Genomic DNA, 13,449 nt, shown 5'->3' on the forward strand with positions numbered 1-13,449 from the left:
AAACCGCCGATGACCGGGGATACGGCAAAGGGCAGATCAAGCAGTGTGAGCAGCAGCCCTTTCCCCCGAAACTTGAATTTTGTAATGCTCCAGGCCGCGATGACACCGAACAACGTATTCAGAGGGACGGTAATCGCCGCGACAAACAAGGTAAGCCGCAGAGCCGATAAAGCATCCGGGTCGGAAAGCGCAGCTGCGTATACATCCCATCCTTTCTTCATCGCTTCTACGAGTACCGTCAGGAGAGGAAGAACGATCAACCAGAGCAGGACGATGCCTGCTGCCATGATCAAGGTCCATTTCACCCACGGCTTCTCTTCTGCTGCCATTGTTATATCCTCCCCTTGTACTTTCGTTAGACCTAACGAGCCGTTTTTCGCGTCCAGTGCTGCAGAAGATTGATCCCGAGCAGTACCAGAAAAGAAATAAGCAGGAGTAACAACGCTACTGCTGTAGCACCTGCATAATCAAACTGCTCCAGCTTCGACATGATAAGCAGCGGCGCGATTTCGGTCTTCATGGGCATATTGCCGGAGATGAATACAACGGACCCGTATTCGCCGATGCCGCGTGCGAATGCCAGTGCAAATCCGGTCAGCAGCGACGGCAACAAGGATGGAAGGATTACCGTAAGAAAGGTCCGCAAGCGCCCGGAGCCGAGCGTAGCCGCAGCCTCTTCGGCATCACGCTCTGCATCCTGCAGTACAGGCTGAACCGTCCTCACCACAAAGGGAATGCCGATGAACATCAGTGCAATCGTTATCCCTAAGGGGGTAAAAGCCGCCTTTATGCCGAGCGGCTCAAGAATGGAGCCTATCCAGCCGTTCGCGGAATAGATCGCGGTCAGTGCAACCCCTGCCACGGCAGTTGGCAGGGCAAATGGAAGATCGATAAGGGCATCCCAGAGCTGCTTGCCGGGAAAATTATACCTCACCAATACCCAAGCCAGCAGCAGTCCGAGAATGGTATCAATCAAGGCCGCAATCGCTGCCGTACCAAGACTGACCCGGTAGGAAGCGAGCACCCGCGGATCGACTGCGATATCCCAGAACTTGCTCCAGGTAAGCCCCGTTTGATTCAGCAGCAGTGCCGATAGCGGCACCAATACAACGAGACTCATGTACAATACGGTAAACCCCATCGCTAGGCCAAAACCGGGAAGCACCCTCCGCTCTCTCCTGCCTCTGATACGTAATAAATCCATCCGTCCTCATCCTTTCCTGCCTTCTGCCTATACGGTCGATCAGCTGCCGGGCGCGTAAAGCCTGTCGAAGATTCCCCCATCGTTAAAATGCTTCGCTTGCGTCTCTTCCCAAGTCCCGAATACATCCTTCAGTGTAAACAGCTCAATTTCCGGGAATTTATCTTTATATTCCTCTTTTACATGGTCCAGAGTCGGACGGTAATAATGATCCGCAGCGATCCGCTGTCCTTCCTCACTGTACAAATATTTCAGATAGGCTTCCGCTACCTCACGCGTTCCGTGCTTGTCGGCAATCTTATCTACAACTGCAACCGGAGGCTCTGCCAGGATGCTGACCGCTGGGTTCACAATTTCAAATTTATCCGGGCCAAGCTCGTTAATCGACAGATACGCTTCATTTTCCCAAGCCAAAAGCACATCACCGATTTGTCTCTCCACGAACGTTGTTGTTGCCCCGCGGGCTCCGCTATCGAGAACCGGTACATGGGTAAACAGCTCTTTCACAAAAGACTCAGCTTTCACCTCATCATTCTGATTCGCCTTCAGCGCATAACCCCATGCAGCAAGGTAATTCCACCGTGCACCGCCTGATGTTTTCGGATTGGGTGTAATCACCTCCACATCATCTTTTATGAGATCCGGCCAATCCTTGATCCCTTTCGGGTTGCCCTTGCGTACCAGAAACACAATCGTTGACGTGTACGGCGCGCTGTTGTGCTCGAATTCACCCTCCCATCCTTCCTGAATGAGCCCGGACTGACGGATCGCATCAATATCATATCCGAGAGCCAATGTGACCACGTCCGCCTCCAGACCATCGATCACTGACCGGCTTTGTTTGCCGGAGCCACCATGAGACTGTTTGAATGTAATCTTCTGCCCTTTTTCCTTCTCCCAATAAGCAGCAAAGGCTTTGTTGTAGCTCTCGTACAATTCCCGTGTGGGATCATAAGACACGTTAAGAAGCTCCAGGCTATTAGCCTCTGCACCTGCTGTCTTTTCAGCTTCCTTGCCGGCTGCAGGAGTGTTCGCTTTCCCGGTACCGCAAGCAGCCAAGACCGCTGTCATTATGACCACGAATCCAATCATAGCCCCTCGTCTTAAACCTTTTCTCATATCAAATCACTCCCCCACTTATCTGCGGGATTGCCAAGCCGACGCTACATTGGCAACCCCAATGTACTAAACAGGAATATGTGCAAAAAGAAAAAGAACGGAGGAAAACCCGTGAATAGAGTCAAATCAGCTGTAAGCTGTATCTGCCATTCTGCGGGTGTTCCTCCGTTCATACGGTGAGAACAATCTATATAATTCCTACCTGTTTAGTATGTTATAGGTAATTGTAATGACTCTGCTGCCGGCTGTCAACCGTTTTTTAGCTGTATATAAGAATGAAAATATTAGAGTCTAGATAAAGTTCTCTGTTGGATGAATCATTTTCCTGCTATGTAAAATTGCGGTTTGTTAATTGGCAAAAGCAAGCAAGTTAGCAACAAGAAATAAATTGGCGAGTTCCCATATGCCGCACGGGCTGCCGCGATTTTCCAGAAAAAGGCCGTTGTACCGCACTTCTTCAGTCTTTATAATCTCAACGGAAAGGAGTTGATGACGATGGCACATCAAAAATGGAAGATCATTCCTGTCTTTATGATCTTTTTTCTCATAGGCACTGCAATTTGGTCACCACAAGCTCAGGCCCAGATTCCTGTAAAGTATGGAGACTCACATAACGATGTATGGGATCTTCAGTATCGTTTAAGAACACTGAAATTATACAGCGGGCCGCTTGACGGACACTACGGTAAGGGAACCAAAGCAGCGGTGATTGCCTTCCAGAAGAAGTATGGCACCACTCCTGACGGAATGACGGGGCCAGCAACCTGGAGAAAGCTCAAAAAGTATTCCCTGAGCAGATATGAGGTTAAAATGGTATCCAAGGTAATCTATAGTGAGGCCCGCGGGGAAAGCTATAAAGGTCAGGTCGCCGTAGGTGCAGTCGTTATGAACCGAATTCAAACCAAGGGATTCCCTAATACAGCAAAAGGTGTTGTGTTTCAGAAAAATGCATTCACCGCAGTAAGTGACGGGCAGTACAACCTGAAACCGAATCAGCAGGCTTATAAAGCAGCCCTTGATGCTGTTCGCGGCTGGGACCCTACCAAAAATGCTCTCTACTACTTTAATCCGAAAATAGCAACCAGTCAGTGGATATTTTCGCGGCCTAGAACTGTAAAGATCGGAAGTCATATATTTGCCAGATAATGTTGCAAAAAAACAGCATATCGAAATAAAAACAGAAGGCTCCTGATTGCTCAGGAGCCTTCTGTTTTTGCTATTCTTTTTTGGCCTTCACTACTGGACAGATACAGACTGGATGCGGAACCTCAATCGTATGCCCGGTTGCTTCCAGCCGGCCGGTATCCTTATCGATTTTATAACTTGCAATAAGTCCATTGTCTTGATTGGCAGATACTAAATAACCGCCTGGCAGCATGTTAAAGTGACGCGGAGTCTTGCCTCCGGAGGAAACCCAGTTCACCGGATTCAGCATTCCCGTTTCTGTGTCGATCTCATATTGAACAATACTGTCATGCCCCCGGTTGGATACATACAGGAAGCGTCCGCACGGCGAGGCCAGAATATGAGCTCCTGTATTGTCCAGCACCACATCCTCCGGAAGTGTTGAAACATGCTGGAGCAGCTTCAGATCCCCGAATGTGGAGTCATAAGCATACACCGTCACCGTGCTGTTCAGTTCATTCACGCCATACAGCCACTTTCCTGACGGATGGAATGCTACGAAACGCGGACCGGCACCCGGCGGCAGGCTGATCTCCCGATGGGTAACGAGTTTGCCGTCTTCAAGGCGGTACAGAATGACCTCATCCATTCCGAGATCACTTACAATTACATATTTATGATGAGGGTCTTGGAGTATGGAATGCGGATGTGCTTCAGACTGGCGATCATCAATCAGGCTACGCCCACTGTGGCGAATAATTGAAGCAATCTCTCCTACATCTCCCTCTTCCCCCAGCTCGAGCACTGTAATTCGTCCATCACTGTAACCTGTAGTGAACAGGTACTTGCCGTCCCGCGAACGGGAAACATGGCATGTGCCTGAAGAATCCGTTGATGTACGGCTCATCTCTGTCAGTTTGCGAGTCTCCGGGTCTGCACTGTAAGCGACTACTACACTCTCTCCTGCTTCGCTTACAGCATACAGGACACGATGCAGCTCATCGAAATCCAAATATGTCGCATTTTCAATACCTGATGTTCCGTCCAGAAGCTTCATTTCACCATTGTCCGGGTTTAGAGCACCCAGATAGATCCCTTTGTCTTCAGCGGAACTATAGGTCCCTATATAGAAATAAATTTCATTTTGCATAGTCACCGTTGTCCTCACTCCTCTCTTTATGAACAAGTAAATAAAAATAACGATGGTCATTATGTATTACCCAGTACGTTTTCCTCTTGACCCCTCCTCTGCACTCATTTCACAAAATAATCGCAGATCTCATTATAATCCAATATTTACATGTAACAAAAGATATTGCACTTTTTACCCATGTCCGGTACGATTACCCACAGATATTATCCTCTATATTACTAACATGAAGGAGTTATCATCTATGATGAAGAGAAGAATTGGAGTGCTGTTATTCGCTGTGTTATTCCTCTTTACCAGTGTGATTCAGGCTGCCCCTGTCTCAGCAGCGGCACAAATCCGGGTGTTCCTGGATGGAAAAGAAATCAAGTTTCAGGTAGCGCCCGTCATTAAGAACGGGGTTACGCTCGTTCAGTTCCGTCCCTTGTTCCAAACTCTTGGCTATAAAGTTAACTGGAATTCCGCAACCAAGCAGATTACAGGAACCTTTGCAGACCAGAAGCTGCAGATGAAGCTTGGATCTAAGATTGCTTATGTGAATGGACAGAAGACAACACTAGCCATCGCTCCCTACACTCATGCAGGAAATACGCTCGTGCCGCTTCGATTCGTTGCTGAATCAACAGGGCTGCCCGTCAAATGGGATGCCAAAACACGCACCATCAAGATTGATCGTAAAACGATAACAGCTCAAACCAGCCTTGAAGTAAAGAAGCTGTACAAGGACCAGGCAGCCGCTGAAACGAAAGGCGACTACAAGCTGGCATTAACCGCAATACATCCGAAATCACCGAACTATCAGAATTATGCAGATATGTATAAAGAGCAAGCTCTGTCCCAGCAGTCCGTATCCATGGCAGCCTCCGGTGTCACCATTGCCGGATCGTCAGTGCTCGCTACGGTAGAGAAGACATACCGTCATACCGGCGGAGAATTCGCATGGGATTTCACAGCCAGCTTCGAGGTAATCCTGAAAAAGGATGCGAACGGCAAGTGGAAGGAATACACGACTGACCTGCTCGAACTTGAATATCAAATTCCAGACAGCCTGCTTACAGCTAAGCCGGAAGTGCCTAACGGTGTTCGTACGGCTCTTACAAGTACGCTTGAAACACAGTATAAAGGAATCAATGAGAACAATACCGAGCTTCTCTACTCTGCTATTTTCCCGGATTCAACCTATTCCGAGATCATTAAAACATTGGATGAATCGGGATTTTTCGAAGACCTCAGCTTCAACCTGGGAGCTGCTTCTTCCCGCGTCGTCTACTATGAGGGTAACGATGCGTTAATGTATGTGGAGGAAACTGATGATTTTGAGGGAGAGGCATATTCAAGCTCCATCCTTTACTGGTTCAAAAGACAAAATGGAGAGTGGCTCATTTACGATGCGCTGGATCTCACCGAGTAGTATACAGCCTTCCCTCACCCCGTTATACCAGGCTCGCCGGTATAGCGGGGTTTTGTCATCTTATAAGGGTTCTTTTCCACAAAGTCTTTGGGTGGACAGGCCTTCACGGATAAGCGATAATAACTCTCATAAGTCATTCTTAAAAAAAGCATTCTGTAAAAATGCTGAATTATCAATCAGGTGGTGACCAAGATGGAACCAACACAGGAGCTTTCCACACGGGATACCATTCTCCATATGCTAAAAACTCAGGGACCGCTCAGCGCAAAATCAATCTCTTCTGCCCTTCTTGTTACCGAGATGGCCGTTCGCCGGCATCTGGGCAGTCTTGAGAAGGATGGCGTGATTGAAACCGAGCTGATTCGTCAGGCGATGGGGCGGCCGCTGACGTTATATCGTCTTGCACCGTGCGCCGAAGCGCTGTTTCCGAACAAGTATTCCACGCTGACATTAGATCTGCTGGATGAGCTGGCTGAAGAAGCAGGAGAAGAGATGGTTTCTCGACTGTTCGAACGCCGTCGCGACAAGCTGCGCCAGCGCTACGAAGCAGGAGTTGCCGGCAAAGTGCTGGCTGACCGTGTGCGAACGCTGACAAACATCCAAAATGACAACGGATATATGGCTGAATGTGAACAGACCGAAGACGGCAAATATGTGATTAAAGAGCACAACTGCCCTATCTCCCAAATTGCAAACCGCTATAATCAAGCATGCAGCTGTGAGCTGGAGCTGTTCTCTTCCCTGCTTCAAGCGAAGGTTCAGCGGACCGAATGTCTTGCAAGCGGAGGCTGCCGCTGTGTGTACGTCATCACGGAATAAAAGAATATTGGGTCCACTGAGCAAGTTATGGGTAAGAAATAGATACCTATATAACTTGTTTTTTCAAGGAGGACTTCCCCGTGATCGACAACAAACCGGTTCAAGTGAGTTACCTGTGCCAGGAGTGCCGGGAAAATATCACTGTAACGTTCGAGAATGAACAGTTTGCGAGCGTTCGCTGCCCAAGCTGCGATTATGGACACACAATAACGAAACCAACCATTAGCGAGGAAATACTGCTGGACTGGGAGAAGGAAGCCCTCTACCAGAAGCTTCGTGCCGAGAAGACAGAACTAGACAATTCCAAGCTCTTGGCACTGATCGTTAAGGTTGTCGAGCTCCTTACCTGGAGAGATGAAGGAAATGGACAAATCCGTGCTATTCAGACACTGCGGCAGTGGCTCCTGCTGAACGGTGTCCCGAAAGCAATCATAGAGCTGCTTGATGCAAGAATTCCGGATGGAAATACTCAAGCGGATAAAAAGAAACACTGAGAGAAGCAGAAATGCTTTTCCCAGTGTTTTTTCATGCATCCAGCACATGCTCAGGGGCGGATTCAATACGAGGTCGAGCCCTCTTCCATTTCGTATATAACAATAAAATCTTCTCTAACTTCTATGGCTGAAACCGAACCTTCCTTCTCAAAAAAATGCATATGCCCCAGCCGCTTGTCTTCGACCTCCGACCATCCGTCAGCCTCCAATTGTTCGAAATACTCCATCGGCGGATAAAGCCCCTGCTCTCCTCCAATATTCTCAAGTTCATATTTAACACCCATTCGAATATTTGGATTGTCGGATTCGATGATCCCCGCTTCCTTGGCTCCTTCCGGTTTAGGAATGTTATCCAGTACCGCAGAGTCCCAATGCTTGATATCCTCACCCTGCGCTACAAAGGGCACGGCAATCGGCTTCTCAATGACACCTGGATAACTTCTAAGCGTAAATGTCAGCGGCTGAGGGTATTCCTCCGGCTTCAGATACAGATATTCTGTCGCTTTTAATCCGCCTGTATCGGTTGATGTCTTTGTCGAGCGTACTCCCTTCGAGGAATCATCCAGCTTATGCTTGTTCCCTTCCCCATCGGTAAACTCTTCGGAAAAATCCACATACCCGTAATGTCGCTCATTGCTCTCTTCATATTCAAGCGTCAAGATTTGTCCTTCTTTACTGTTCGTATAGGAGCCGAACTTTATAAGTTCATCTGGAGAGCTAAGCACAGCCTTCTGCTTCGTATCGACCACCACTTTCAGCTTAGCCGGATCAACAGCAAACATGCCGCTTGCCCTCAAGCTAATCGAATCAGGCTGGTCCAGCGCGTTACTGTCGAAGAAATATGTTAATTCTCCATTTTCATCTGGCATAAAGGAACTCGTGTAATTTAGCTTAGTCGATTGCCCATCTTTCACGGACTCTAAATAGGGTTCCCACAGACCTGATACTTTCAATGTGTTATCGGGCTCTACACTTGCTTTTAAAATCATGCCTGCCGGAGAGATCACGATCTTCTGGAGCTGTATCCGCTGCCCGGAAATCTCAACTTCCTCATTTAGCGGGACCGTTCGTGTAAACTTCTGATACGTATCGAGATCGAGCTTAATCCCCACCTTCAGTTTCTCCTCACCCTCAATCTCAGCCTCATGTTCATAGCGGGCATTCGCAGAGTCAGGCCCGACCCGAAAAACAATATTTATATCCTTGCTGCTTGGATTTAATTCTTCTGGAAAAGTAAAATCAGCTTGAAGCCGCTGAATCTCCAGGCCCATATCATGGCCCCCAGAAACCTGACCGTACACGGAATATCTTCCATCTTTTTCAAGTGCCGTGCCAAGAATAATGGCTTTTTGCTTCGACCGGTTCTCCAGGGTATAGAACACCTTCAATTGCTGTGATCCCACCAATATGCCATCAACTGTTATGGTATAGTCTCCTTGTGTGACAGACTTTCCAACCGGCTGAATCAGTCCGTGGTTATTCGCTGTATTCAGCGTAATATCTCCTTGCAAATTATGCCCTTTCAGTGGAGGGTACGGCCCGGAATTCGCTTGTTCTGATGCCAATTGATTTTTGGGCCCCGGCAGCTGCAAGGACCCGCCCCACATCAACAAGAATACGGCTGCTGCTGCACCTGCCAGGATGGCTGCCCTAATATAGCGTGTACGGGATCGTTTGGCATGTTTACCACGGCGAAGCCCTTCCTGAATGGCCGCTTCCAGTGCATCATCCGATACTTCCGTCCGGCTTGCTTCAGCATCTCGAAAATAGCTTCTAAGCATGTGCTCTTCCTTCTCATACATGGATTGCCGCACCTCCTGGCTCTATTTTTTGCCGCAGCAGCTTTAATCCCTGATGCAGTCTTGTCTTGACTGTCCCTTCCGGACAATCCAGCACTCTTGCAATTTCTGCGACTGTCATATCCTGATAGTATTTCAGAATCAGCACATGCCTGTACTTGGGTTTCATCCTGTTTAAGGCACGTTCCAGGTCCAGCTTACTGTCACTCACCATCTCACCGGTCTTCGAGTGCTTGTGCTGAATCTCCTCGTATGGAATGACCCGCTTCCTGCGCTTCTGCTCATCCACACAGCAGTTAATCAAAATCCGAATCAGCCAGGTAACGAACATTTCCGGATTCCGGAGTCTTCCGCACTTGCTCCATGCCCGGCACACCGTCTCCTGCACTGCCTCAAGTGCATCATTTTCATTATGTAAATAACTGTAGGCAATACCGTACAACCGCCTCCTCTGCCCTGTAACCAGAGCATGAAATGCGGACTCATCCCCTCTGCAGGCGGCTTGTGCCAGCTCGAGATCTTCCATGATGCTCCTCCCCCTGTTGCTACCCCTTTATTTTTGTTCTGCTATGTGAATTAGACGGAGTATGTAAGCATAACGTTTTATTTTTTGGATAAATAATCACAAAAGCTAGCAAAAAACAATTCATCCCGTGTCAAACGCAAAAAAACTGCCCCAAGGGACAGTCACTTTCTACCGTATATCTTCACGACTTCCTCTTCCCCGGCGGCGGGCTTCATATTGATAGTAAATATAGCATAGACCACATATGAGCAGGATAAGAGCTGTAAACCAAATTATAGGGAGTAAGTAAGGAGTACGTTCACTTGCTCTAAATAATAATAGACCTGCGATTGAATACATGATTAACAAAATAATAATATGTTTGTACATCCCCATTAGTCCAGTCTCCCTTTCTTCTGCATTGTCGGTCATGGATCTACATATTTTTCTATATTCTTAACTTTATGGTAACGTAATTTTTTGAAATTTGCACTCAAAATATGGTAAATTTATTAAATTTTCCGATTTTATTGTGGAAGGTCACCCCATTATCATTTCTGCCCCACAGTTAACTCTTTCCTTTGATATATGTGGTATAATCTATTATGTTCGATTATTCATAGATATGTGACATTTTTAATGGAAAGAGGTCCTGAATTGTGGTTGATCTGAATTCCCCAATTCTTCAAATAGGCTCCACGATCGTTATGGCGGTCATGGCGCTCGCTGTTATTTTTATTCGTATGAAGGCAAGTCATCGTCCGGTTACGATCAAGAAGATTGTGATTCCACCGCTCGGCATGACCACCGGTTTCTTCATGTTTGTCGAGCCTCAGGTTCGAATTCCTGTCTTGTGGGGCTTTCTTGCTTTTCTGGTCGGCTGGTTCATCTTCTCGTATCCGCTCATTCGCGGTACTAAATTCGAGAAAGTTGACGGTCAAGTCTTTACGAAACGCTCCCGAAGCTTTGTGTTTATTTTGCTTGGTTTGCTCGCGGCACGTCTGCTGCTGCACAGATATATTGAGGAGCATATTTCAATTCCTCAGACCGCGGCGCTGTTCTTCCTGCTTGCTTACGGCATGATTACGCACTGGCGCCTCGCGATGTATCGCCAGTATCAGAAGGTTATTCAATCGGAGTCGGTGGTTTAAGGCGAGTTCATTTTTCTGGTTTGGAGGAGAAGACGCTGCTTCGTGCTTGTCCATACAAAAAAAATGAACACGAAACCGACCTTTAGTAAAATAAAGTGCACCCCTTAGAATAGAAGTTGGAATAGCCCCTTGGGTAATTCGATAAATTCTAGGGGGTGTATTTTTTATGGAAAAGAAAGGTTAATAGTATAAATTATATTACGATGAAGTAAAGAAGGAGGAAATTCCGCCTTCATAATGAGGAAAAGTGGACATAACGATGCAAAAAGAAGAATAGAGGAATTCATCCGATCTTATAATGAAGGAGAGTCCAGCGAAGTTAAACAATCTGACTCCTGTATATTGATATTACAGGAACCAGCTTGTAGGCTAAGGGAACTTAGAGAACTATTCTACAACGGAGAAGGCGGAATCACTCTGGAGAAGCGAAGCGTTCACCTTTGCCTCCAGATTTCAACAATATTTACATCATTAAAAAGAAATCTGGGGGCAACAGTGATCGTAAGAATGATACGCATTCGTAGTGATGCTCGAACTTGTATAGGTGTTTTCTTTCTACAAATTGGGGATTGACCAAAATCAATCTGGAGGACAACATTCCATCCAACCATCTAGTTTGTATGGTCAATGACTCGGTCAATCGTCTGGATATAACAAAAACAATCAAAGACATGGCGCTGCCGGGATCGTCTCCCTGGGCAAGCGCCATGTCTTTATTTTTGTGTATTTTTCTATTGAGTGAGTGGTCGTGTCTATTCTGTCAGTTCACTTACCTTCACCAGCTGCTTCCCGAGATTATCTCCAGAGAACAAGCCTAGAAAGGCCTCAATTGTATTCTCAAAGCCATCGACTATATTCTCGGCGTACTGAATCTGGCCTCCGGCAACCCACTTCGCCAGATCAGCCATGGCTCTCGGGTAATCCTTCGAATAGTCTCCGACCAGAAATCCCTTCATTAAAGCTGTGTTCGTAAGCAGTGTGCTCTGAACCCGAGGGCCTTGATCCGGCTTTTCCAGATTGTACAGCGCTATTTGACCACAGATTGGAATACGGGCATTTTTGTTAATGAGCGACAGCACCGCATCGGACACTTCGCCGCCTACATTATCGAAGTACACATCCACCCCATTTGGACAAGCCTTCTCGAGGGCAGCCAACAGATCGGGCTCGGTACGATAGTTAATTGCCGCATCGAAGCCGAGCTGCTCCGTCAAATAGGTATTCTTCTCATCGGATCCAGCGATTCCGACAGCCCTTGCTCCTTTTAGCTTGGCAATTTGTCCGACCACCATACCGACAGCACCTGCCGCACCGGATACAACCACCGTCTCGCCTTCTTTCGGCTGGCCGATATCGAGCAGGCCGAAGTAAGCCGTGAGCCCCGTCATGCCAAGCACACCCAGCGAGGCCGTGATAGGAGCTAATTCGGGATCCACCTTGCGAAGAGTAGAGGTGTCTGCTGCAGCAAAACGCTGCCATCCCCATGTTCCGGCTACGACATCCCCCGGCTTAAATTCGGGATCTGCCGATTCCATGACCTGCCCTATGGCTCCGCTCTTAATGACTTCTCCTATTTTATAGGGCTCAGCATAGCTTTTCGCTTCACTTAAGCGCCCCCTTATATAAGGATCAACGGATAAGTACAGCGTACGCACAAGGGCCTCACCCGCTTGGGGTACAGGCAGGGGTTCTTCTTGAAGCGAGAAGCTGCTCATATCCGGCATTCCTTGCGGACGGCTGGCTAACAATATTTTTTCATTAATGGACATATGGTTAATAACCTCCTTAAGATACTTCTTTCCATTACGGCTCCAGTATTTAAGGCATTAAATATGAACTGCGTTAACAGTCCTTCTATATATTAACCATTCTGTCCAATTACAAAATATCAAGCCAGATCTTGATCGCCGTCGCCAGAATCAGCACAGCCAGTATAATTTGCAGCAACTTGGTATTCATCTTCTTACCGGCGGAAGCGCCGAGCGGAGAAGCGATCAGACTGGCAATGATCATGATCAGGGCCGGGAAGTAATCGACCTGTCCGGTCGTCACCTTACCTACTGTAGAACCGATGGAAGAGATAAAGGTAATCGCGAGTGAGGAAGCGATGGTCATTCTCGTAGGAATTTTCAATACCACAAGCATGATCGGCACAAGCAGGAACGAACCGGCCGCACCTACAACGCCTGCCCCTATACCCACAATTAAGGCCAGCACCGCAGCAAGCCATTTATTGAACTTGACCTGGTCCAGCGGAATATCATCTACACCTTTTTTGGGAATAAACATCATGATCGCTGCGGTCAACGCCAGAATGCCATAGATCAAGTTGATGCCGCTCTCACTCATCGATCTCGAGCCGAATCCGCCAATAAAGCTACCGATGAGAATGGCTGTACCCATATATATGATAAGTGTTTTATTTAAATATCCGCCCTTACGATATGCCCATACGCCCCCAATGGTCGCGAAGAGCACCTGGACGGCACTGATGCCGGACACCTCATGCGCGCTGAAAGCCGCGAGCCCGAACAAAGGCGGAATATATAACAACATCGGATATTTAATAATGGAGCCGCCTATACCTACCATGCCTGAAATATAGGAGCCTATAAATCCGATCAAAAAGATAGTCACGATAAACGATAAGCTCATGTCCATATAAAGTCCCTCCT

Annotated in this window: 13 protein-coding genes; 5 read left to right on the forward strand and 8 right to left on the reverse strand. The window is 47.5% G+C overall.

The genetic code is table 11. The annotated features are described in order from the left end of the window. From BN1234_RS12175 to BN1234_RS12185, 3 genes are all read right to left on the reverse strand, one after another. A partial coding sequence (locus tag BN1234_RS12175) for an ABC transporter permease family protein (RefSeq protein ID WP_503121321.1) occupies positions 1–329 on the reverse strand: 329 nt, incomplete at its 3' end. Between the two features lie 32 nt (positions 330–361). Next, positions 362–1,204, reverse strand: a complete 843-nt coding sequence (cysT, locus tag BN1234_RS12180) for a sulfate ABC transporter permease subunit CysT (protein WP_054956938.1) — start codon at positions 1,202–1,204, stop codon at positions 362–364. A 39-nt stretch (positions 1,205–1,243) separates the two neighbouring features. Continuing rightward, the gene (locus tag BN1234_RS12185; RefSeq protein ID WP_054956939.1) at positions 1,244–2,320 is read right to left on the reverse strand and encodes a sulfate ABC transporter substrate-binding protein; all 1,077 of its coding nucleotides are present in this window, start codon (positions 2,318–2,320) and stop codon (positions 1,244–1,246) included. A 495-nt stretch (positions 2,321–2,815) separates the two neighbouring features. On the opposite strand from BN1234_RS12185, the gene BN1234_RS12190 reads away from it, so the two are divergent. After that, positions 2,816–3,466, forward strand: a complete 651-nt coding sequence (locus tag BN1234_RS12190) for a cell wall hydrolase (RefSeq protein WP_082423186.1) — start codon at positions 2,816–2,818, stop codon at positions 3,464–3,466. A 70-nt stretch (positions 3,467–3,536) separates the two neighbouring features. On the opposite strand, the gene BN1234_RS12195 is transcribed toward BN1234_RS12190, so the two are convergent. Beyond that, positions 3,537–4,595 (reverse strand): lactonase family protein, encoded by a 1,059-nt coding sequence (locus tag BN1234_RS12195; RefSeq protein WP_245640163.1) that lies wholly within the window; start codon positions 4,593–4,595, stop codon positions 3,537–3,539. Positions 4,596–4,839: 244 nt separating this feature from the next. Here BN1234_RS12195 and BN1234_RS12200 point away from each other — a divergent pair, with 244 nt between their 5' ends. The 3 genes from BN1234_RS12200 to BN1234_RS12210 all read left to right on the forward strand — a co-directional run bounded on the left by BN1234_RS12200 (position 4,840) and on the right by BN1234_RS12210 (position 7,319). Next, positions 4,840–6,006, forward strand: coding sequence for a copper amine oxidase N-terminal domain-containing protein (locus tag BN1234_RS12200; protein WP_245640162.1), 1,167 nt, complete (start codon positions 4,840–4,842; stop codon positions 6,004–6,006). Between the two features lie 192 nt (positions 6,007–6,198). Next, on the forward strand, positions 6,199–6,825 hold the full coding sequence (locus BN1234_RS12205) for a helix-turn-helix transcriptional regulator (protein WP_054956941.1): 627 nt from the start codon (positions 6,199–6,201) through the stop codon (positions 6,823–6,825). A gap of 80 nt (positions 6,826–6,905) precedes the next feature. Further along, on the forward strand, positions 6,906–7,319 hold the full coding sequence (locus BN1234_RS12210) for a hypothetical protein (RefSeq protein WP_054956942.1): 414 nt from the start codon (positions 6,906–6,908) through the stop codon (positions 7,317–7,319). A 62-nt stretch (positions 7,320–7,381) separates the two neighbouring features. Here the strand turns inward: BN1234_RS12210 and BN1234_RS12215 are convergent, their stop codons facing one another. After that, the gene (locus BN1234_RS12215; protein ID WP_054956943.1) at positions 7,382–9,121 is read right to left on the reverse strand and encodes a DUF4179 domain-containing protein; all 1,740 of its coding nucleotides are present in this window, start codon (positions 9,119–9,121) and stop codon (positions 7,382–7,384) included. After that, entirely contained in the window at positions 9,114–9,644 is a 531-nt protein-coding gene (locus tag BN1234_RS12220; protein WP_170308030.1) for a sigma-70 family RNA polymerase sigma factor, read from the reverse strand. Before BN1234_RS12220 ends, BN1234_RS12215 begins: the two co-directional genes overlap by 8 nt. A gap of 638 nt (positions 9,645–10,282) precedes the next feature. On the opposite strand from BN1234_RS12220, the gene BN1234_RS12225 reads away from it, so the two are divergent. After that, positions 10,283–10,774 carry a CcdC family protein gene (locus tag BN1234_RS12225; RefSeq protein ID WP_054956945.1) on the forward strand — a complete coding sequence of 164 codons (492 nt, stop codon included), beginning with the start codon at positions 10,283–10,285 and terminating at the stop codon, positions 10,772–10,774. Between the two features lie 752 nt (positions 10,775–11,526). Here BN1234_RS12225 and BN1234_RS12235 read toward each other — a convergent pair. Further along, positions 11,527–12,543, reverse strand: coding sequence for an NADP-dependent oxidoreductase (locus BN1234_RS12235; protein ID WP_054956947.1), 1,017 nt, complete (start codon positions 12,541–12,543; stop codon positions 11,527–11,529). 109 nt (positions 12,544–12,652) lie between these two features. Further along, complete coding sequence (locus tag BN1234_RS12240; RefSeq protein ID WP_054956967.1) at positions 12,653–13,429, reverse strand: sulfite exporter TauE/SafE family protein; 777 nt, start codon at positions 13,427–13,429, stop codon at positions 12,653–12,655. Positions 13,430–13,449 lie beyond the last annotated feature (20 nt).

It is taken from the genome of Paenibacillus dakarensis (assembly GCF_001373415.1).
Taxonomy (GTDB): domain Bacteria; phylum Bacillota; class Bacilli; order Paenibacillales; family Paenibacillaceae; genus Paenibacillus_AQ; species Paenibacillus_AQ dakarensis.

Excerpts from the sequence above, each read along its gene's own strand:
- BN1234_RS12190 (WP_082423186.1), top strand. The coding sequence starts at position 2,816 with ATGGCACATCAAAAATGGAAGATCATTCCTGTCTTTATGATCTTTTTT.
- BN1234_RS12220 (WP_170308030.1), bottom strand. The coding sequence starts at position 9,644 with ATGGAAGATCTCGAGCTGGCACAAGCCGCCTGCAGAGGGGATGAGTCC.
- BN1234_RS12195 (WP_245640163.1), bottom strand. The coding sequence starts at position 4,595 with ATGCAAAATGAAATTTATTTCTATATAGGGACCTATAGTTCCGCTGAA.
- cysT (WP_054956938.1), bottom strand. The coding sequence starts at position 1,204 with ATGGATTTATTACGTATCAGAGGCAGGAGAGAGCGGAGGGTGCTTCCC.
- BN1234_RS12215 (WP_054956943.1), bottom strand. The coding sequence starts at position 9,121 with ATGTATGAGAAGGAAGAGCACATGCTTAGAAGCTATTTTCGAGATGCT.
- BN1234_RS12235 (WP_054956947.1), bottom strand. The coding sequence starts at position 12,543 with ATGTCCATTAATGAAAAAATATTGTTAGCCAGCCGTCCGCAAGGAATG.
- BN1234_RS12205 (WP_054956941.1), top strand. The coding sequence starts at position 6,199 with ATGGAACCAACACAGGAGCTTTCCACACGGGATACCATTCTCCATATG.
- BN1234_RS12185 (WP_054956939.1), bottom strand. The coding sequence starts at position 2,320 with ATGAGAAAAGGTTTAAGACGAGGGGCTATGATTGGATTCGTGGTCATA.
- BN1234_RS12240 (WP_054956967.1), bottom strand. The coding sequence starts at position 13,429 with ATGAGCTTATCGTTTATCGTGACTATCTTTTTGATCGGATTTATAGGC.
- BN1234_RS12200 (WP_245640162.1), top strand. The coding sequence starts at position 4,840 with ATGATGAAGAGAAGAATTGGAGTGCTGTTATTCGCTGTGTTATTCCTC.